Origin of the sequence: Pseudomonas germanica (assembly GCF_019614655.1) — a bacterium.
Classification (GTDB): domain Bacteria; phylum Pseudomonadota; class Gammaproteobacteria; order Pseudomonadales; family Pseudomonadaceae; genus Aquipseudomonas; species Aquipseudomonas neuropathica.
In genome coordinates this window covers 5,765,823-5,785,275 of the sequence record NZ_CP071586.1, presented here as the reverse complement: position 1 = coordinate 5,785,275, position 19,453 = coordinate 5,765,823, and the positions used below count along the sequence as shown (strand labels likewise).

Sequence of the window (19,453 nt, the reverse complement as noted above, 5' to 3'; positions counted from 1 at the left end):
CTTATAAGCGTAGTAGGCCAAAAACCACAGCCGAAGCCAGAAACCATTTCCAATGTGGGAGCAGGCTCGCTCCCACAGGGTGCATCACTGAATTCAAGACGGTGTTATGGCGCCGATCTTAGAAGACGTTGATCGGGTAGTCGATGATCACGCGGTATTCATCTGTATCCGAATCAATCACGCCGTAGCCGTTGCCGCCACGGTTGGTCGCCCATTGCAGGTGGAGCGCCAGATCCTTGGCCTGACCGCTCTGCACCACGTACTTCAAGTCGAGATCGCGTTCCCAATGCTTGGCGTTGCGGCCATCGGCGCTGTACCAGTTGGAATAGCCTTTGCTGTCGGGGTCGACCTTGGTCAGGTCCACCTTGCCGCGCGAATACGACACCGCCGTGGTCAGCCCCGGCACGCCGACACCGGCGAAGTCATAGGCGTACTTGAGCTTCCACGAGCGTTCGTTCGGGCCGTTGAAGTCGGAGTATTGCTGGGAGTTGTCGAGGTAAACGCTGTCGCCTTGGCTGATGTAGTCGAACGGCGTGTTGCCGTTGACCCGCTGATACGCGGCGGTAACGCTGTGATTACCGACGCCAACGGTGAAATGCAGGCTGTAGGTGTTGTTGTCGATGTTGCCCAGCAGCGCATCACCGGTGTCTTGCGTGTGATAGAAGTGCAAGCCCGGGTTGAGGCTGACTAGATCGTTCAACTGCCAGGTGTAGTCGAGGTCGTAGTAATACTGGTTCCAGATGTCCTTCAACTCAGAGGCATAAAGGCTGCTGGTCAGGCCTTCGACACCGCTCCACGCCACGCCGGCCCAGTTCAGGTGCTGGCTCTCATCACCGTCGGCAAGAGTGCCGTAGGAAGTGCCGATGCGCGTGTGGCCACTCTGGTTGTAAGGCTTGTTGAAACTCGCCTGGCCGCCTTCGATCAACCAGCCATCGAAGCTGTGGTTGGTCAGGCTCACACCACGAAAAGTCTGCGGCAGCATGCGCGTTTCACCGCCGGCAATCACCGGGTTGGTGAGGAACAGGTCACCGGCCTTCAACTCGGTATCGAACGCGCGCATTTTCAACGTGCCGCCCGCCGTGGAGAACGCCCCCGGCGCTTTGCCGCCATTCTCTCTGACCGGCAGGATGCTCGAGCCGTCGGTGCCGCCACCGCCATCGAGCTTCAACCCGAGCATGGCGTGGGCATCAATGCCGAAACCGACCGTACCTTCGGTGTAGCCCGACTTGAAGACCCCGAGAAAGCCCTGGCCCCACTCGATGTTGTCGTCCGCTTTCTGCAAGCGGTTGCGATTCATGTAGTAGTTGCGGGCGTTGAGGTTGAGGCTCGAACCCTCGACAAAGCCATCTTTGGCAGGCTCGTCAGCGTGAGCGGCAGGGGCAATCGTTGCGGCAATTGCAAAGAACAGCGGGGTGCAGCGAACTGGGTAACGCACGTGCGATGGAGCTCCTTGGGTCAACTGGCCCTTCAATGGCTTGAGGGCTTGATGTTTCTTGTTGTTACAGACGAACCAAACGGCTTTCAGACCACAACGAAAAAAGGCCGCTGAAAGGCAGCGGCCTGGAATGACGACGGTTGAACGGGAAGAGCCAAACAACCGCGTCGAGGGAAACGTTGGCGCGGAGCGCGACTCAGCTGTCTGTCTCGCTTGCTTGAGTCTGGGAAGTGGCAGCCTGCGGGGCTTGCGAGGCGTCCTGAGCCTTGGCCATCACTTCGGCCTGATGCTGATCGAAGGCCTGAGCGCGAGCGATATTTTGCGCTACGAACGACTGCGATTCTTCAGCCATCGCCATCGGCGACAGGATCAATGAGGACAAAACGAAAGCGCTGGCAATACCCATACTGTTGGACATCTTGAAAACCTTCTCGCTTGGCGAGTGCTGTTTGGTGCGGGCAAAGATAAGGTCGCCGGGCGTTGGGAAACAGCGTGATTTTCATAAATGACTGTTGCGCAGGAGGTAAAAGTCGAAGTTCGCGGTGTAGCCAAGAGCAACCCCCTCACCCCAACCCTCTCCCCCAAGGGGGCGAGGGGGAAGGGAGCAGATTGGGGGCTTTTCAAAGCCTGAGTTCGACGGGATATTTCAGGTCGGCGTACTTCGAGAGAACAATTCGGTCAGTCCCCTCTCCCTCCGGGCGGTCCGACGTTTCGGGAGGGTTAGGGTGAGGGGCTTTTCAGACCGGCAAATAAATCCCGAAGGTATTCATCCCCCGATCACTGCGCACAAACACATCGCCGCCATGCATCAGCGCAATCGCCTTGACGATCGCCAGCCCCAAGCCATGGTTATTGCCACTGTTGCTGCGCGAGGCATCCACCCGATAAAAGCGCTCGAACAAGCGCGGCAAATGCTCGCTGGCAATCGGCGAACCGGGGTTGGCCACGCCGATACTCACCTGATGCGCTTCAACCTCAATCCGCACCTCGATCACCTGACCCGGCCCGGTGTGCTGCACCGCATTGCTCAATAGATTGATCAACGCCCGACGCAAATGCGCAACCTCGATTTGCACCTGCGCATCGCCGCTGACCTGCACCTGAACCTGCGCATCTTCAAGAATGAAATCCAGATACTCCAGCGTCGTCGCCACCTCATCCGCCAGCGACGTCGAGGTCAGTTTGGTCGCCTTGTTACCCTGATCGGCACTGGCCAGAAACAACATGTCGTTGATTATCGAACGCAGCCGTTCCAACTCTTCCAGGTTCGATTGCAGCACTTCGAAATAATGTTCGGCAGAACGCCCACGGGTCAGCGCCACCTGAGTCTGGCCAATCAGATTGGTCAGCGGCGAACGCAGCTCATGAGCGACGTCGGCGTTGAACGATTCCAGCCGCGAGTAGGCCTGTTCAACCCGTTCCAGCGTCGAGTTGAAGGAGTCGACAAACTGCTCAAGTTCCGGCGGGAGCGGCGACAAACGCAAGCGCCCGGCCCGCAGCGGCGGCGCCAGACGCTGGGCTTCATGGGACAGTTTGATCAGCGGTTTGAGACCAATCCGCGCCACCCAATAACCCAGCGCCGAAGCCATCAGCACACCGACAATCGCCAGCCCGATCAAGGCAATCAGCAGGTTGTGCTGCGTCTCATGAAAGGTCTCGGTATCGATGCCGATCATGAACCTTAGCGGCGGACGCTGATCCTTGGCCGGCAACTCGGTCAGCAGCACTTTCAGTGGATAAGGCTGGCCGGGCAACTGCAAGTCATGCATGCCCAGCGGGCCTTTGGCAAAAGTACGGATCGCCGCATCGGGCTGACCGTATTCGTAACCCGGATCACCGCTCACCACCCAGAAACGAATGCGTTTGTCCTCTTCACCCAGCAGCTTCAACTTGGCGTTGATCTTCACCCAATGCTCGGGTGTGCCGAAGCGATTGAGCGCCGATTCGAGCACGCTGTAACGCGCATCCAGCTCGGCTTCCGGCAGCAGCCCGAGGCCTTTATCAACCTGTTGATACAACGCGCCGCCGATCAACAGAAACACCAGCAGCGCCACCAGCGTGAACATGCCGCTCAGGCGCAGCGCGATGGAATTACTGGACACCACGGCTCTCCAGCACGTAACCCATGCCACGAATGGTGTGCAGCAGTTTCTCGTCGAACGGCCCGTCGAGCTTGGCGCGCAGGCGTTTGATCGCGACTTCGACGACGTTGGCATCGCTGTCGAAATTGATGTCCCAGACCATTTCGGCGATGGCGGTTTTCGAAAGGATTTCACCTTGGCGACGGGCGAGGACGCTCAACAACGAAAACTCCTTGGCGGTCAGATCCAGTCGGGTTCCAGCGCGAGTCGCCTTGCGGCTGATCAAATCTATCCACAGGTCGGCGATGCTCACCTGCACCGGTTCATGGCCGCCGCTGCGGCGGGTCAGCGCTTGCAGGCGCGCGACCAGTTCAAGGAAGGAAAACGGTTTGCCGAGGTAATCGTCGGCGCCGTCGCGCAGGCCTTTGATGCGGTCTTCGACGCGCTCACGGGCGGTGAGCATGATCACCGGGGTTTGCTTGCGCGCACGCAACGCGCGCAGCACGCCGAAGCCATCGAGGCCCGGCAACATGACGTCGAGGACGATCACCGCGTAGTCGCTTTCCAGCGCCAGATGCAGACCCTCGACGCCGTCACGGGCCAGATCCACGGTGTAACCCTGTTCCGTCAGACCGCGGTGCAGATAGTCCGCGGTTTTTTCCTCGTCTTCGATAATCAGAACGCGCATGACCCGCCTCAGTCTGTGGTCGCCAGCGCCGCTACGGGCGCAGGTTTGGGCCTGTGGAACAGCCGCTCAAGCCACAAGTATATGACCGGAGTGGTAAACAACGTCAGCATCTGGCTGACCAGCAAACCGCCGACCACCGCGATCCCCAGCGGCTGACGCAGTTCGGCGCCAGTGCCGTAGCCGAGCATCAGCGGCAGCGCGCCGAGCAGGGCGGCGAGGGTGGTCATGATGATCGGCCGGAACCGCGTGATGCATGCTTCGAAAATCGCATCCTGCGGTGACAGGCCTCGGTGGCGCTGCGCTTCGAGCGCAAAGTCGATCATCAGAATGCCGTTCTTCTTGACGATACCGATCAGCAACACCAGGCCGATCAAGGCCATGATCGAAAAGTCCTGGCCGCAGATCCACAGCATGATCACCGCACCCAAACCTGCCGCCGGCAGCGTCGAAATGATCGTCAGCGGGTGCACGAAGCTTTCATAAAGCACACCGAGAATGATGTACACCGCCACCAGCGCCGCGAGAATCAGCCACGGCTGACTGGCCAGCGAACTCTGGAACGCCTGCGCCGCCCCCTGGAAATTGCCGCTGATCGCCGTCGGCATGCCGATCTCGGCCTTGGCCTGATTGAGCAGAATCACCGCATCACCCAGCGCAACGCCGGGCGCGAGGTTGAACGACAAGTTGGCGGCCGGGAACATGCCGTCGTGGGCAATCGACAACGGGCCAATGGTCGGCGCATCGAACTTGGCCAGCGCCGACAGCGGCACCATCTCGCCACTCAGCGGCGAACGCAGGTAGAAATAGTTGAGGCTTTCGGCCTTGCCGCGTTGCTTGGTGTCCAGTTCCAGAATCACGTTGTACTGGTTGACCTGAGTCTGGAATTCATTGATCTGCCGTTGCCCGAAGGCATCGTACAGCGCCTCGTCGACATCGCTGGCGGTCAGGCCGAAACGGGCGGCGGCGCTGCGGTCGATGCTGATGTGAGTGATGCTGCCGCCCAGTTGCAGGTCGTTGGAAATATCGCGGAACGCCGGGTTGCTGCGCAGTTTTTCCGTCAGGCGTTGCGTCCATGTCGCGAGGGTCGCGCCGTCGTTGCTCTTGAGTACGTATTGATACTGCGCGCGGCTCGGGCCGGAGCTGAGGTTGATGTCTTGGCCGGCGCGCAGATAGAGGACGATGCCGGGGACTTTCATCAGTTGCGGACGGATGCGGTCGATGAACTGGCTGGCGCTGACGTCACGGTCGCCGCGTTTTTTCAGGGCGATCCAGAAACGGCCGTTGGCGATGGTCTGGTTGCTGCCGGAGACACCCACCGAGTGGGAAAACGCCTGCACGGCCGGATCGGCGGCGACGATTTCGGCCATCGCCAGGTGTTTTTTCACCATGTCGCCGTAGGAAATATCCGCAGCGGCTTCGGTGGTGCCGAGGACGAAACCGGTGTCCTGTACCGGGAAGAAACCTTTGGGGATAAAGATGTAACCGCCGATGGCCAGCGCCAGCGACAGACCGAACACGCCGATCATCAATTTCTGATGGGCGAGGGCGCGGCGCAGGCCTTTCTCGTACCAGCCGAGCAAGCGTTCGCTGAAGCCCGGTTTGGCGTGGGCGTGATGCACCGGTTTGCGCATAAACAGCGCCGCTAGTGTTGGCGCCAGAGTCAGCGACACCACCACGGAAATCATGATGGTCGAGGTCGCTGTCAGGGCGAATTCCTTGAACAGTCGCCCGACCACACCGCCCATGAACAGCAGCGGAATAAACGCCGCCACCAGCGAGAAACTGATCGAGACCACGGTGAAGCCGATCTCGCCCGCACCCTTGATCGCGGCCTCGCGCATGTCGTCGCCGGCCTCCAGATGCCGGTGGATGTTTTCCACCACGACAATCGCGTCGTCGACGACGAAGCCGACCGCGACGACGATCGCCACCAGCGTCAGGTTGTTCAGGCTGAAACCGAGGAGGTACATCAAAGCGAAACTGGCGATCAGCGAAACACCCAGAACCGCCGAGACAATCAGGGTCGCCGACAACTGACGCAGGAACAGCGCCATCACCGCGACCACCAGCAGGATCGCGATCAACAGGGTGATTTCGACTTCATGCAGGGAGGCGCGAATGGTCTGGGTGCGGTCGATCAGGGTTTTCACTTGCACCGAGGCCGGCAGCATGGCTTCGAGGCCGGGCAGGGCGGCTTGAATGCGGTCGACGGTTTCAACAATGTTCGCGCCCGGTTGGCGCGAGATCACCAGGTTCACGCCAGGTTGATCTCCGGCCCAGGCTTGCACGTAGGCATCTTCCGAACCGTTGACCACTTTGGCGACATCACGCAGGTGAACCGGGGCGCCATCCTTGTAGGAAACGATGAGTTGGCTGTAGTCCTCAGGGTGGAACAACTGGTCGTTGGTCGACAACGTCGAGATGCTTGATTCGCCGTACAGCGCCCCTTTGGCCAGGTTGAGGCTGGTTTGCTGAATCGCCAGTCGGATGTCGGCGAGGGTCAGGCCGATCGCCGCGAGTTTGTCCGCCGAAGCTTGCACGCGGATCGCCGGACGTTGCTGACCGGTGATGTTGATTTGGCCTACGCCGTCGATCTGACTGATCTGACGCGAGAGCAGGGTTTCCACCAGGTCGCTGAGTTCGGTGCCGGGCATTTGCGTCGAGCTGACGCTGAGGATCAGCACCGGGCTGTCGGCCGGGTTGACCTTCTTCCAGGTCGGTAGCGTCGGCATGTCCTTGGGCAGTTTACCGGCGGCGGTGTTGATCGCCGCTTGGACTTCCTGAGCGGCAGTGTCGATGCTTTTATCGAGGGTGAATTGCAGGGTCAAAAGGCTGGAGCCCAAGGCACTGCTGGAGGTCATCTGGGTCATGCCGGGGATGGCGCTGAATTGCACCTCAAGCGGCGTGGCCACGGATGAGGCCATGGTGTCGGGGCTGGCGCCGGGCAACTGCGCGGAAACCTGAATCGTAGGAAATTCCGCTTCCGGCAGTGGGGCGATTGGCAAGCGCGGGAAGGCAATCAAACCGACCAGCACCAAAGCGATGGTCAGCAGGATTGTGGCGACCGGGTGATCGATGCACCACGTCGAAACACCTTTATGCGCCTTCATGGCTTCGGCTCCGCCTGCACCACTTGCGGCGGCTCGCTCATGACTTGCACGGTCGAACCGGGTTTAAGCCGCGACTGGCCGTCGGTGACCAGCACGTCACCGGCCTTCACGCCTTTGATGATGTCCTGGCCGCTGCCTTGATAAACCATCTGCACTTGCACCGCTTCGACCTTGTCGCCATTCACCCGGTAAACGAAGTGTTGGTCGAGGCCGCGTTGTACGACGGTGGGCGGGACGACCAGCGCATCTTTGTCGAGGGCTGTCTGAATTTTTACCGTGACCAGCAGGCCAGGCCAGAGCTTCTGGCTGGCGTTGTCGAATTCGGCCTTGGCGCGGATGGTGCCGGTGTTGGCGTTGATCTGGTTGTCGATGAGGGTCAGGTGACCTTCGCCGAGCAGGTTGCCGGTTTCGCCGTCCGTGTCGGCGCCGATGTAGGCCTTGACTTGCGCGCGTTGCGGGTCGTTGATCAAGCCTTGCAGGGTCGGCAGCATTTGCTGGGGCAGGGAGAATTCGACGGCGATCGGGTCGATCTGGGTGACGGTGAACAGGCCGGCGGTGTCGGTCAGGCGCAGGAAGTTGCCTTCGTCGACTGTGCGAATACCGACGCGGCCGGTGACCGGGGAGCGGATCTGTGTATAGGAAAGTTGTACTTGCGCAGCATCAATCGAAGCCTGGTTGCCTTGGGCGGTGGCTTTCAGTTGGTTGACCAGGGCTTGTTGTTGGTCGTAGGTCTGTTTCGAGATGCCGTCGTCGACGGTGAGCAGTTTGTAGCGTTTGAGGTTGACCAGGGCGACTTGCAGTTGCGCCTGGCTTTCGCCCAGTTGGGCGCGGGCTTGGTCGAGGCTGGCGCGGATGGAGCGGTCGTCGATGGTGGCCAGCAGGTCGCCTGCTTTGACGAGTTGGCCTTCTTTGACGAGGATTTTGGTGAGGATGCCGTCGATCTGGGGGCGCACTACGACGCTGTGTAATGAGAGTACGGAGCCGATGCCGCTGGTGTAGCGGGGGACGTCTTTTTCGCTGACCGCTATGACTCGCACCGGGATGGCGGTGGGGGTGGCGAGTTTGGTGGGGGCGGGTTTCATTGCCCACCATGTACCTGCGGCGGCCAGGACGATCACTAGGGCTAGCAGGGCTTTGTTTTTTTGGATTCGCATGCGGGGTGGGCGCCGGACGGAGTTTGGGCAGGGTTAGGGTCTTTATAAACTTGTTTGGGGGTCAGGAGGGTGACGGCTAGCTGTCGGCGCTGTCAGTTTTCTTTGCGGTGGATCCGTTGCTGCGGTAACGGCGGCTTAGGGTTTCGCCCTTACGGCGACTCACTTTTTTACAAGCGCCTAAAAAAGTAAGCAAAAAACGCTTGCTCCTACGTACGGCCCGCTCGCTCGGGCTCGGGGTTCCTTCGCTGCGGGATCGATCCGGGCGCAGCGCCTACGGTTTGCTTCGCTGCACCTCCTCTCGCTGTGTTTGGCTGCGCCAAACGGTCGCTGCGCTCCCACGCCCGGATCAATCCCTCCGCTCAGCCTTCCGACGTCGCCCGTGGATCAAGATCAAGAGCAGGCGAGCTGACACTCGGCCTATTGAGTGGTGAAGAGCGGGGCGTGGTCGGCTTTGAATTTGTGGTGGTGCTTCCCCTCACCCCAGCCCTCTCCCCGAGGAGAGGGAGCCGATTTGTGGGCCTTTCAGAATCTGAGTTCAACGCGGAATTGCACGTCGGCGTAGCTCTCCCAAACACCACGGTGAGTCCCCTCTCCCTCCGGGAGAGGGTTAGGGTGAGGGGCTTTTGATCTGTTTCAGAATCTGAGTTCGACTCGATATTGCACGTCGGCGTAGTTCTCCCAAACAACTCGGTCAGTCCAGTCTCCCTCCGGGAGAGGGCTAGGGTGAGGGGCTTTTGATCTGTTTCAGAATCTGAGTTCAACACGGTATCGCACGTCGGCGTAGCTCTGCCAAACACCACGGTCAGTCCCCTCTCCCTCCGGGCGGTCCGACGTTTCGGGAGGGCTAGGGTGAGGGTTGGCTTTTGGCTGTTTAAATTTGTGTCAAATAACCAGAACCTTCCCACAAGGTTTTCAGGTTGTCCGTCGGACGTGCGCTCTCTAGTCTTTGGTTGTCGCCGAAAACTCGGCGATCGGGTGTGAGAACCCGGGCTAAGTATTATTCCAATACCAGTACCGTCATAATCGGCGCCAGCTGATTGCTGCCTGCATTTTTATGGCGGCTATGTACGGGCGGACTTCGGTCCGGCCGGAGGTTGTACTGGTCCTTGCCCGGTTTCTCACCCCGTACGTAGCTGCCACCCAATTCGCCGCGTGAGAAACGGTAATTGTTGGCTCCAATCAGTGAGGACTGAGTAAATGACTAAGCCCGTACCCGATCCACCCATCGATCCCACCACCCCACTCGAAGACGCCATCCGCGCCGACGACCAGATCAAAACCCGCGAAGCCATCAAGCGCGCCCTCGATTTCTACCTTTGCCCCGAACCAGTCAAACCACGTCAGCCCAGTACGATGTTCCTCATCCACCCGAACATCGACACCGAAAGCCTGCTCGCCCACGCCTGCGAATCGCTGGCTTCAGCCAATGTCATGGCCGGTGATCTGGCCGATCAGCTCAGTCGCCCGCAGCGCAGTACGGCGCTGGCGATCCAGCAGATCGTCATGCTCGCCGAGCTGGCGGTAAACCGGGCGCTGGATCGGGTTGATCCTCAGGGTTGAACGCCGCGTCATCGTTCATCGCCAGCAGGCTGGCTCCCACAGTTAAAACGCATTCCAATTGTAGGAGTGAGCCTGCTCGCGATGGCGGTATAACGGTCCCAAAAAGGGACCGATCAGTCCCTATTCGGGACCCATTTGCCAACTATGCTTCTCAAGATCCGTCCCAGCACGCGGATAACATTGTGTAGCCCGGGTTCTCTGGGCCGTTCACCCCCGGGAGTGTCTTGAAATGAAGCTGAAAACCGCTCTGCCGTATGTGCTTCTCTTGCTTCCACTCACAGCGTTCGCCGCGCCGGCCAGTCAATCCGGCGAGATCCGTTTCACCGGGCAAATCGTTGATTCGGGCTGTCAGGTCGGGCCGGCCGGGGCGTTTGTTGCTCGTGAGTCTCGCCAGATTGAAATCAAGCCCGGCGTGAAAGTCGATGTCGACACTGAGCGCAACGCCTGTAGCCATCAGTCGCTGCCGATTTCCATGCGCTATGAAGCGCTGAAGACCTCGACTGACAAAGGCATCGTCACCATCACCTACCTGTAAACCGTTCGGCGTGCGCTGCAAATCTTCAGGTGCCGAGCCATGGCGCACAGGTATACTGCGCGCCTTCGCGGCTCACTGATCGGGCCCGACTTTTTGCTTTCCGGAGCTTTTATGACTTCCCCGACCCTGCCGCCGGTTGACGACGCTGTGAGCGATGTCTCGGCTGAACTGGCCGATACCAGCGAAATCAAAGCCGAAATCCCGGCGTTCAAATTTCCGTTCAAACCGGGCGAACTGGCTTCTGCCAAAGGCTCGAACCAGCCGTGGTACAAGAACGGCGCCAAGAACGGCCACACCAAGACCCCGGGCATGGCGCCGCCGGGCACCCGTCGTTCGATGGGCAAGCGCTGAGTTTTATTCCCGCCTGCGTTCAACGCGGCGATTGATACTGCCTGTGCCGGACCTTTCGCTGGCAAGCCAGCTCCCACAGGGTTCTGTGTCGTACACAAATTACGTGAACGCCCGAGATACCTGTGGGAGCTGGCTTGCCAGCGATGAGGCCAGTTCGGTTTTTGCAAAATCCCGATCAAGCCGCCCGTAGCGAGATAAACGCATACGTCTGCGCCGGCTCCGTCACCACCTGCGCCCCGGCCGCCAAAATCTGCGCGGCAACATCATCGCCCGATAGATGAAACACCCACTCACTGGGTGCAGTCATCAACGGCTGCGCGGTCACCTGATCAATCACCGCCGCAAACGCATCCATGTTCGGCAAGTACGCAGTAAAGCCGTCCCCTTTCAGTGCTGTGGTGCGAATCCCGAGCATCGCGCAAATCGCGTCCTTGATGCCGATGTCATCCCGATCGGCCTGGCGCGAGCGCTGAATCAACTCCACCAGTTCCTGATCGACCAACTCACCGCCGGCAATCAACACCGGCCCCTGTTGCCAGGACTCCGGCGGACAATCCTTGGCGGCAGGGTTGAGCGGGATATGCGGATTGATTTCTGCCGGATAAATGCGGCACACCAACGGCCGTCGCTCGTAGATCCGGCACAACTTGTCTTCGTCAAGATTCCGACAGGGGCCGACGTTGTACGCGGCGAAAGTGATCGCCACATGGGCGTCTGCCGCGCCGCTGCGAACGAGCGCTGAGCGTCGTTCGGCATGTTCCCGCTGCTGCGCCGGCAAACCCAGGCCATTACCGAGAAATGCCTCCACCAGCACGATCACCTGACCGCCATCCGCCGCCCACATGCGGGCTTCGGCCAAGGTCAGCGGGACATGGTGGTCGGTGCAGCATTTGCCACAGCCTACGCAGGAAAACGTCGTATTCATTGAGCGATCTGTCTTCAATCAGGGTGTGAAACGGTGGCGGAAAACCACCGCACAGGCGCGGATCGAAGCAAGTTATGCGCCACTCACTGGGATTTGGCTGTCGGGCGGATCGAGTCCCACTCGGTGACGAAGGCGGTTTTCGATTTTTTGTTGTAGAGGCAAAGCTCGGTGCCTTGCTGGCCTTTCATGTGTTTTTGCGGGTATTGGCCTTGCAGCAGAACGGCGGTGTAGCCGACGCGGTCATCGAATTGTGCGGGGATGCCGACTGGTTTGGCGTTTTTCAGGCCGCTGGCCTTGGTGCAACTGGCGAGCACGGTTTTGTCGTAGGCGGCCCAGGCATCGGGGCTGGAGGCTTGAGCCTGGGAGGTTAGGGCGGTGAGGCAGAGCAGGCTTGCGGTGAAGGTTTTCATGGTGGGCGTCCTTGGTCGTGGGTGGCCAAGGTTTGAGTCTGTCTGAGAAGGGAAGTTGCCTGTGCTCGCGAAGACGGTCGATCAGTCCGGCACCAGCTCGCGGCGGACCACATACATCCCGGCACTTTCATACAAGCGCTGCGCCCGCTGGTTGTCCTCCAGCACTTTCAGATCAACAAACCCTTCACGGCGCTGCTTAAACACCTTGAATGCATTGAGCAACAACGCCCGGCCCAAACCGCGGCCCTGCATGCGCGGATGCACCACCAGATTCTTGATATACGAACTGGTCCAGCATTGCGCCACGCCGACCACGCCTTCGCCATCACGGGCAATCAAACACAGGCTCGGATCGTATTCAGGATCGGTTTCGAACTGCTGCTGCCAAACGTCCAGCACCGGCACTCGGCCGCCACCTTCGCGATAACCGAGTTGCATCAAGTCATGCACATCCGCCGCCAGTTCGACGGAGTACGTGCACAGTTCAATGTCTTGTGGCCAAGGGGCATCCGGCGCGTCCTTGCCCAGGTCGCGCCGCATCAAAAAACAATGCCTCTGGGCCAAGACTCAGTGCCCGTGGGCGGCGACGTGTTTGGCCGCTTCGATCAGGCAGTGGGTCAGTTCTGGAGAGGAGAACTTGGTCAGCACACCGTTCGCCCCGGCCAGCCGCGCTTTTTCGCTGTTCATCGCGCTGTCCAGCGAGGTGTGCAGCAGCACGTACAAATGGGCGAAGTCCGGGGTCTCGCGCAGGGTGCGGGTGAAGGCGTAACCGTCCATTTCGGACATCTCGATGTCGGAGACGATCAGGTTGATCTGCTGCGCCGTGCCTTGCAGGTCGAGCAGGCAGTCGATGGCTTCCTTGGCGCTGCGTGCGGTATGGCATTGCAGGCCGAGGTTGCGCAGGGTGTGCACCGATTGCTGCAGCGCCACTTGGCTGTCGTCGACCACCAGGATGCGTGCGTTGCCGAGCACCTCGGCGTCTTCCATGCTCAGGTCGGTCGGGGCCATTTCGATCTGCGCCGGGGCGATGCTGTGGATAACCTTTTCGATATCCAGCACCTGCACCAGCGTACCGTCCACCGAGGTCACGCCGGTGATGTAGGCACGCGAACCGCCCGAGCCGAAGGGCGGGGGCTTGATGTCGGTGGTCAGGCAGTGGACGATTTTGCTCACAGCCTGAACGTGCAGGCCCTGCTTGGAGCGGCTGACGTCGGTGACGATCAGGCAGCCGCCGTTCGGGTCTTCCAGCGGGCGTTCGCCGATGGCGCGGCTGAGGTCGATCACCGACAGCGAAGCACCGCGCAGGGTGGCGATGCCTTTCACGTGCGGGTGCGACTCCGGCAGCTTGGTCAGCGGCGGGCAGGGGATGATTTCACTGACTTTCAGCAGGTTGATCGCCATCAGCTTGCCGCTGCGCAAGGTAAATAGCAGAAGCGAAAGTGAGTCTGCGCGGGCTTTGGTGGAGGACATATGAACCTTCTGTGGAAAAGGTGGTGGGCGAGGGTGCAAATCGCCAGAAACTATTGATGCCGGGTTATCGGCGTTAAAAGGTTGGGCTTTAGGTTAGTTGTCGGGTGGCGTGCAGATCAAAAGCCAAAGCCCCTCACCCCAGCCCTCTCCCGGAGGGAGAGGGGGCCGACCGAGGTGTCTGGCGTTGTACATCGACCTGAATGACCGAGTCGATTATGGATTCGGTAAAGATCAATCACGTCGGCGGAATTCTGCAATGTCCCCCAATCAGTCCCCTCTCCCTTTGGGAGAGGGCTAGGGTGAGGGTGTGCTTTTAGCTCTTCATGCCTAGTCGTTTGGCCATGCGGCCGAGGTTGGCTCGGTCCAGCCCCAACTCCCGCGCCGCACTCGCCCAGTTATCTTGATTACGCTCCAGCGCCGCACTGATCAAACGCCGCTGATATTGCTCGGTCGCACTGCGCAGATCCCCGCTAATCAGCGGCATCTCAGCCACAACTCCGGCAACCGCCTCAACCGAGTTATCCACAACCTCGCGCGGCAAATCCAGATCCGCCGCGCTCAAACTGAGAATCTTCGGCCGCACCTTGCAGTTGCCCAGCGCCTTCAACGCACTGCGCCCGATCAAGTGTTCCAGTTCACGCACATTGCCCGGCCACGTGTAGGCGAGCAACGCCTCCTGGGCGTCGCTGCTCAGGCGCAGGCTGTTGAGACCCATGCGTGAACGGTTCTGCTCAAGAAAGAAGCCGCTGAGCAACAACACATCGCGACCGCGCTCACGCAGCGCCGGTACGCGCAGCGGGTACACGCTCAGGCGATGGTAGAAGTCGGCGCGATAGCGACCGCTGCGTACTTCTTCGGCCAGGTCACGGTTGGTCGCGGCAATCAGACGCACATCGACCTGATGCTCCTTGTCCGAGCCCAAACGTTGCAACTGGCCGCTCTGCAAAACGCGGAGCAATTTCGCCTGCACGGTCAGCGACAATTCACCGACTTCATCGAGAAACAACGTACCACCATTGGCCAGTTCGAACTTGCCGCGTCGGTCGCTGGTGGCGCCGGTGAAGGCGCCGCGCACGTGGCCGAACAGTTCGCTTTCTACCAGCGTGTCGGGCAGGGCGGCGCAGTTGAGGCTGATGATTGGTTTTTCGGCGCGGGGAGAGGCGGCGTGAATCGCTTGGGCGACCAGTTCTTTGCCGACGCCGGTTTCCCCGGTGATCAACACCGTCAGATCGCTGCCGCCGACCAGATTGATTTCCTCCACCAGTTTTTTCAGCGCCTTGCTCTGGCCGATCATTTCGCGGTTCTGCTGGCCGCTGGCCTGACGATAAACTTCGGCGCGCTGGTGCTCGTCTTCTGCGCGATTGGCCAGACGTTCTATACGTTCGGCGGCGTTGACCGTGGCCGAGGCGAGGCTGGCGAAGGCTTGCAGGGCGTCGAGTTCGATCGGTTCGAAACGCTCGGGGTCGAGAGCGTCGAGGGTGATCAGGCCCCAGAGTTTTTCATCGACAAATAAAGGACAGCCGAGGCAATCGTGAACCTCCAGATGCTCGTCGAGTCCGTCGACGAGACCGTCATAAGGATCGGGCAAGTCGCTGTCGGCGGCGAAGCGCGTGGGTCCGGCTCCGCTGAGGAGCATTTCGAAACGCGGGTGCTCGCTGACTTTGAAGCGCCGACCGAGGGTGTCCGTACTTAAACCGTCCACGGCCAGCGGCACCAGCGATTCACCATCGAGACGCAACAACGCTGCTGCATCACAGGGCAGCAGGGCGCGCATGGCTTCGAGCAGGCGTCGATAACGCTCGCCCTCGGGCAGTTCGCGGGACAAATCGGAAACTAAAGGCAGCAGGGCGGTGAGCAGGGATTTGGCGGTCATGGTCTTGTAGTCAAAGAGACAAGATGTAGTCGGGATGACTATAAAGGCCTTTGGGTCGTTATGACTACATCGTTATTAAGTTATTGAGTTATATGAAAAAATAAGTTGGCACGGAATCTGATAACCCTAAGGTAACTTTTCAAAGAAGCTCAGGAGTCAACCTAATGCTTAGCGTTCAGGATCGTGCCATCGTCAAATCCACCGTGCCTCTGTTGGAAAGCGGCGGTGAAGCGCTGATCACGCACTTCTACCGCATGATGCTCGCCGAATACCCTGAAGTCCGCCCGCTGTTCAACCAGGCGCACCAGGCCAGCGGTGATCAACCGCGCGCCTTGGCCAACGGCGTGTTGATGTACGCGCGGCACATCGATCAGCTCGACCAGTTGGGTGATCTGGTGGCGAAGATCATCAACAAGCATGTTGCCCTGCAGATCCTCCCTGAACATTATCCGATTGTCGGTGCCTGTCTGCTCCGCGCTATTTCCGAAGTGCTCGGCGAAGAGATCGCCACGCCAGAAGTGATGAGCGCCTGGGGCGCGGCGTACGGTCAACTGGCGGACATTCTGATCGGCGCCGAAACCGCGATCTATGACCAGAAAGAACAAGCCGTCGGCGGCTGGCGCGGGGCGCGTGAATTCATCGTCGCGGCCAAGGTCGAGGAGAGCGCGGAAATCATTTCGTTCTACTTTGAGCCGGCAGACAAAGGCCCGATTCTCGCGGCCGAACCGGGTCAATACATCGGCATGAAGCTGATCCTTGATGGCGAGGAGATCCGCCGCAACTACTCGCTGTCGGCACTGGCGAACAACGGTCAGTACCGCATCAGCGTCAAGCGCGAACCGGGTGGCCGTGCCTCCAACCACTTGCACGATCAACTGCAGGTTGGCGCCAGCATTCAGCTGTTCCCACCATCGGGTGAGTTCACTTTGACCGCGAGCGACAAGCCGTTGGTGTTGATCAGCGGCGGCGTCGGCATCACGCCAACTCTGGCGATGCTTGAAGCCGCGCTGGAAACCGAGCGTCCGGTGCACTTTATCCACTGCGCGCGCAATGGCAGCGTGCATGCGTTCCGCGACTGGATTGATGAGTTGGCTGAGCGTCATCCGCAACTCAAGCGTTTTTATTGCTACGCCGAGGATGACGGTGTGAGTCCGGCGGCGGACAAGGTCGGGATGTTGAGTCAGGAGTTGCTGGGCGAGTGGTTGCCGGCTCAGCGTGATGTCGACGCCTACTTCCTTGGGCCGAAGGGTTTCATGGGGGCGATCAAGCGGCATTTGAAAGCGCTGGGTGTGCCGGAGCAGCAGAGCCGTTATGAGTTTTTTGGGCCGGCTGCGGCTTTGGAATAATCCAGAACCGAGTCACCTTCATTCGCGAGCAGGCTCGCTCCCACAGGATTTGTGTTCGACGCAGATCCAATGTGGGAGCGAGCCTGCTCGCGAAGGCCGTTATGCGGTCTCGATTCTTAAATTCTGTTTAAAGGTTAATCGTTTCTTAACCGCTTTATCGTTTATTCCCCCGGTGTAGACTTGCGACAACCTTCAGCCGCGAGCCGGTTGAACCATGGACATAAAAGGGAAACGCGATGAGCGAGGAAACGATTCGGTTGGGCCGTGAGCGGCGCTTTCTGGTGCTGTTGGGGATCATCTGTCTGGCGCTGATCGGTGGCGCTCTATATATGCAGATCGTGCTCGGCGAAGCGCCGTGCCCACTGTGCATCTTGCAGCGCTATGCGTTGCTGCTGATCGCGCTGTTCGCGTTCATCGGCGCGGCCATGCGCACCCGTCGCAGCATCACCGTTTTCGAGGTGTTGGTGGTGATTTGTGCGATTGCCGGGGCCGGTGTGGCCGGGCATCACGTGTACACCCAGTTCTATCCGGCGGTGAGTTGCGGCATCGATGTGCTGCAGCCGATTGTCGATGATCTGCCGCTGGCGAAGATCTTCCCGCTGGGCTTCCAGGTTGACGGTTTCTGCTCGACGCCGTACCCGCCGATCCTTGGCTTGTCGTTGGCACAATGGGCACTGGTGGCGTTCGTGCTGGTGGTGATCCTGGTGCCGCTGCTGACCTCGCGTAACCGAAAAGCACTGCGCTGAGTCAACTAATCGGCTGTCTGGCCGATACAGAAAACGCCTCGATTTGCGGATCAGCCAATCGGGGCGTTTTGCTTTTCACGGTGTTTGTGAAAACACCGTGACGGGTGGCAAGGAAGGGTGTGTCAAGTGTGCGACATGTTGTCACACGCGCCATGTCGCAGGGCCATTGAGTGACGCGGAATCGGCCGTTGTTACAAAAAAGGATTGGTCAGTTTCCGGGTTTTTCGGCTTTAGCACGCGAGTGCCAGAGCAGGCAGTTTTAACAAGCGCGGGTATATGGCCAAAAGCCTTGGGTTATCGGGCTTTGCGCTGTTCCAGCGTTCGGAAATAGCCTTCGGAGCTGTCTGAACTGACGCGGGTACACCTACATTTTTTGGTGTTTTTGTTGAGAATCTATTTCGATAACATGTGGAACTTTTGCAAAAATGGCGATGCATTGTTGCTCGAACGGATAAAAATTATTTCGGGATAAGACATGGTGTATAGGGCGCTACCTATCTACAATCGCCCGCACTGAATTCCCGGCACTGTTCAGCCTTTATTAAGGAGGCGAGCAGGAAGTCGGGTGTCGAGTGAGTCGAAAGGCTTTCAAGACACCCAGGTGTCGGTGCCTTCCAACTTTCCGCACCAAATGGAATTGGTCTGTAACAAGGCCTTTGACCACGAATTCGAATAAGAACTGACCGCTGTCCCAGGTTTTGTCGAGCGTCTGACGCGCGACGGGCGGCCCTTATTCAATCCAAAGAAAATGCCAACCCTTGGCAGGGTGAAGTGTTGGCGATCAAAACCCAACTGCATTGCGCAAGCTGCTTTAGAGGTCGTGAGATGAGTAAAAACAGGTACCCCAGATTACTAGGCCTAGTGCCGCTGCTCGGCACGTTGTTGCTGGGAGGCTGCAACATGACCTTGCTCAATCCAACGGGCCAGGTTGGCCTGGAACAGCGAAACCTGATCATCACCGCGACCCTGCTGATGCTGTTGGTCGTTGTGCCGGTTATCGTCATGACCTTCCTGTTCGCCTGGAAGTACCGCGCGTCGAACAAGAACGCCGTCTACACCCCGAAATGGTCGCACTCGACCAAAATCGAAGTGGCAGTCTGGACCATCCCGGTCCTGATCATCATTGCCCTGGGTTACATCACCTACATTTCGACCCACGAACTGGACCCGTATCGTCCGATTCAATCCGACGTCAAGCCAGTGACCATCGAAGTCGTTGCGCTGGACTGGAAGTGGCTGTTCATCTACCCGGAACAAGGCATCGCCACGGTCAACAAGATCGTGTTCCCGGCGCACACGCCAATCAACTTCAAGATCACCTCTGACGCTGTGATGAACTCGTTCTTCATCCCGGGTCTGGGCGGCCAGATCTACGCGATGGCGGGCATGCAGACCAAGCTGCACCTGATCGCTGACCGTAACGCTGAAATGGACGGTATCTCCGCCAACTACAGCGGCGCGGGTTTCACCGGTATGAAATTCAAGGCTATCTCCACCACTCAGGAAGATTTCGACGCCTGGGTAAGTGAAGTCAAGAAGTCACCTAAACAGCTTGATCAAGCTGAATACGCGGCCCTTGCCAAACCGAGCCAGAACAACCCAGTCGAGCTCTACTCCTCGGTCACGCCGAACCAGTTCCAGATCATCGTCGACAAGTACGAAGGTATGAAGCCGGGCAAGCCGCTGAAGCACGAGAAGAAAGAGAAAGAAGTGGCGGCCACGGAAATTGACTCGAGTTCGCATTCAGCTGCCGGGGCAGAGGAGTAAAC

The 19,453-nt window shown here is 59.2% G+C and carries 17 protein-coding genes; 6 read left to right on the top strand and 11 right to left on the bottom strand.

From position 1 onward, the window contains the following. Positions 1 to 118: 118 nt before the first annotated feature. The 6 genes from J0G10_RS25545 to J0G10_RS25520 all read right to left on the bottom strand — a co-directional run bounded on the left by J0G10_RS25545 (position 119) and on the right by J0G10_RS25520 (position 8,468). On the bottom strand, positions 119 to 1,435 hold the full coding sequence (locus tag J0G10_RS25545) for an OprD family porin (RefSeq protein ID WP_095125945.1): 1,317 nt from the start codon (positions 1,433 to 1,435) through the stop codon (positions 119 to 121). Between the two features lie 196 nt (positions 1,436 to 1,631). Then, entirely contained in the window at positions 1,632 to 1,853 is a 222-nt protein-coding gene (locus tag J0G10_RS25540) for a hypothetical protein (protein WP_095125944.1), read from the bottom strand. 319 nt (positions 1,854 to 2,172) lie between these two features. After that, a complete protein-coding gene (locus J0G10_RS25535) occupies positions 2,173 to 3,537 on the bottom strand; it encodes a heavy metal sensor histidine kinase (protein ID WP_220556971.1) in 1,365 nt (454 codons plus the stop codon). After that, complete coding sequence (locus J0G10_RS25530; RefSeq protein WP_007916978.1) at positions 3,527 to 4,204, bottom strand: heavy metal response regulator transcription factor; 678 nt, start codon at positions 4,202 to 4,204, stop codon at positions 3,527 to 3,529. Before J0G10_RS25530 ends, J0G10_RS25535 begins: the two co-directional genes overlap by 11 nt. Positions 4,205 to 4,212: 8 nt before the next feature. Beyond that, a complete protein-coding gene (locus J0G10_RS25525; protein WP_095125942.1) occupies positions 4,213 to 7,314 on the bottom strand; it encodes a multidrug efflux RND transporter permease subunit in 3,102 nt (1,033 codons plus the stop codon). Further along, positions 7,311 to 8,468 (bottom strand): efflux RND transporter periplasmic adaptor subunit, encoded by a 1,158-nt coding sequence (locus J0G10_RS25520; RefSeq protein WP_220556970.1) that lies wholly within the window; start codon positions 8,466 to 8,468, stop codon positions 7,311 to 7,313. The genes J0G10_RS25525 and J0G10_RS25520 overlap by 4 nt, the downstream gene beginning before the upstream one ends. Before the next feature lie 1,197 nt (positions 8,469 to 9,665). Between J0G10_RS25520 and J0G10_RS25515 the strand changes: the two genes are divergently transcribed. From J0G10_RS25515 to J0G10_RS25505, 3 genes are all read left to right on the top strand, one after another. Then, the gene (locus J0G10_RS25515; protein WP_093430677.1) at positions 9,666 to 10,028 is read left to right on the top strand and encodes a DUF6124 family protein; all 363 of its coding nucleotides are present in this window, start codon (positions 9,666 to 9,668) and stop codon (positions 10,026 to 10,028) included. A 229-nt stretch (positions 10,029 to 10,257) separates the two neighbouring features. After that, positions 10,258 to 10,563 (top strand): type 1 fimbrial protein, encoded by a 306-nt coding sequence (locus tag J0G10_RS25510; protein ID WP_220556969.1) that lies wholly within the window; start codon positions 10,258 to 10,260, stop codon positions 10,561 to 10,563. A 111-nt stretch (positions 10,564 to 10,674) separates the two neighbouring features. Next, entirely contained in the window at positions 10,675 to 10,914 is a 240-nt protein-coding gene (locus J0G10_RS25505) for a hypothetical protein (RefSeq protein ID WP_220556968.1), read from the top strand. A gap of 175 nt (positions 10,915 to 11,089) precedes the next feature. Here J0G10_RS25505 and J0G10_RS25500 read toward each other — a convergent pair whose 3' ends face one another. From J0G10_RS25500 to norR, 5 genes are all read right to left on the bottom strand, one after another. Continuing rightward, a complete protein-coding gene (locus J0G10_RS25500; protein WP_095050661.1) occupies positions 11,090 to 11,839 on the bottom strand; it encodes a YkgJ family cysteine cluster protein in 750 nt (249 codons plus the stop codon). Between the two features lie 83 nt (positions 11,840 to 11,922). Next, on the bottom strand, positions 11,923 to 12,249 hold the full coding sequence (locus tag J0G10_RS25495) for a hypothetical protein (protein WP_220556967.1): 327 nt from the start codon (positions 12,247 to 12,249) through the stop codon (positions 11,923 to 11,925). An 81-nt stretch (positions 12,250 to 12,330) separates the two neighbouring features. Beyond that, positions 12,331 to 12,789, bottom strand: coding sequence for a GNAT family N-acetyltransferase (locus tag J0G10_RS25490; RefSeq protein WP_220556966.1), 459 nt, complete (start codon positions 12,787 to 12,789; stop codon positions 12,331 to 12,333). Between the two features lie 27 nt (positions 12,790 to 12,816). After that, positions 12,817 to 13,719, bottom strand: a complete 903-nt coding sequence (locus tag J0G10_RS25485; protein WP_038362880.1) for a chemotaxis protein CheV — start codon at positions 13,717 to 13,719, stop codon at positions 12,817 to 12,819. A gap of 313 nt (positions 13,720 to 14,032) precedes the next feature. After that, complete coding sequence (gene norR / locus J0G10_RS25480) at positions 14,033 to 15,592, bottom strand: nitric oxide reductase transcriptional regulator NorR (protein ID WP_095050664.1); 1,560 nt, start codon at positions 15,590 to 15,592, stop codon at positions 14,033 to 14,035. Between the two features lie 164 nt (positions 15,593 to 15,756). Here norR and hmpA point away from each other — a divergent pair, with 164 nt between their 5' ends. The 3 genes from hmpA to cyoA all read left to right on the top strand — a co-directional run bounded on the left by hmpA (position 15,757) and on the right by cyoA (position 19,451). After that, on the top strand, positions 15,757 to 16,938 hold the full coding sequence (hmpA, locus tag J0G10_RS25475; RefSeq protein ID WP_095050665.1) for an NO-inducible flavohemoprotein: 1,182 nt from the start codon (positions 15,757 to 15,759) through the stop codon (positions 16,936 to 16,938). 236 nt (positions 16,939 to 17,174) lie between these two features. Beyond that, positions 17,175 to 17,684, top strand: coding sequence for a disulfide bond formation protein B (locus J0G10_RS25470; protein ID WP_025109264.1), 510 nt, complete (start codon positions 17,175 to 17,177; stop codon positions 17,682 to 17,684). 825 nt (positions 17,685 to 18,509) lie between these two features. Then, positions 18,510 to 19,451: a ubiquinol oxidase subunit II gene (gene cyoA, locus J0G10_RS25465; protein WP_007916947.1), complete on the top strand. Its 942-nt coding sequence runs from the start codon at positions 18,510 to 18,512 to the stop codon at positions 19,449 to 19,451. The last annotated feature ends 2 nt before the right edge of the window (positions 19,452 to 19,453 follow it).

Bases quoted from the DNA above. Each gene is read 5' to 3' on its own strand.
- cyoA (WP_007916947.1), top strand. From the start codon at position 18,510: ATGAGTAAAAACAGGTACCCCAGATTACTAGGCCTAGTGCCGCTGCTC.
- J0G10_RS25510 (WP_220556969.1), top strand. From the start codon at position 10,258: ATGAAGCTGAAAACCGCTCTGCCGTATGTGCTTCTCTTGCTTCCACTC.
- J0G10_RS25520 (WP_220556970.1), bottom strand. From the start codon at position 8,468: ATGCGAATCCAAAAAAACAAAGCCCTGCTAGCCCTAGTGATCGTCCTG.
- J0G10_RS25540 (WP_095125944.1), bottom strand. From the start codon at position 1,853: ATGTCCAACAGTATGGGTATTGCCAGCGCTTTCGTTTTGTCCTCATTG.
- J0G10_RS25490 (WP_220556966.1), bottom strand. From the start codon at position 12,789: ATGCGGCGCGACCTGGGCAAGGACGCGCCGGATGCCCCTTGGCCACAA.
- hmpA (WP_095050665.1), top strand. From the start codon at position 15,757: ATGCTTAGCGTTCAGGATCGTGCCATCGTCAAATCCACCGTGCCTCTG.
- J0G10_RS25530 (WP_007916978.1), bottom strand. From the start codon at position 4,204: ATGCGCGTTCTGATTATCGAAGACGAGGAAAAAACCGCGGACTATCTG.
- J0G10_RS25485 (WP_038362880.1), bottom strand. From the start codon at position 13,719: ATGTCCTCCACCAAAGCCCGCGCAGACTCACTTTCGCTTCTGCTATTT.
- norR (WP_095050664.1), bottom strand. From the start codon at position 15,592: ATGACCGCCAAATCCCTGCTCACCGCCCTGCTGCCTTTAGTTTCCGAT.
- J0G10_RS25500 (WP_095050661.1), bottom strand. From the start codon at position 11,839: ATGAATACGACGTTTTCCTGCGTAGGCTGTGGCAAATGCTGCACCGAC.
- J0G10_RS25515 (WP_093430677.1), top strand. From the start codon at position 9,666: ATGACTAAGCCCGTACCCGATCCACCCATCGATCCCACCACCCCACTC.
- J0G10_RS25470 (WP_025109264.1), top strand. From the start codon at position 17,175: ATGAGCGAGGAAACGATTCGGTTGGGCCGTGAGCGGCGCTTTCTGGTG.
- J0G10_RS25525 (WP_095125942.1), bottom strand. From the start codon at position 7,314: ATGAAGGCGCATAAAGGTGTTTCGACGTGGTGCATCGATCACCCGGTC.
- J0G10_RS25505 (WP_220556968.1), top strand. From the start codon at position 10,675: ATGACTTCCCCGACCCTGCCGCCGGTTGACGACGCTGTGAGCGATGTC.
- J0G10_RS25495 (WP_220556967.1), bottom strand. From the start codon at position 12,249: ATGAAAACCTTCACCGCAAGCCTGCTCTGCCTCACCGCCCTAACCTCC.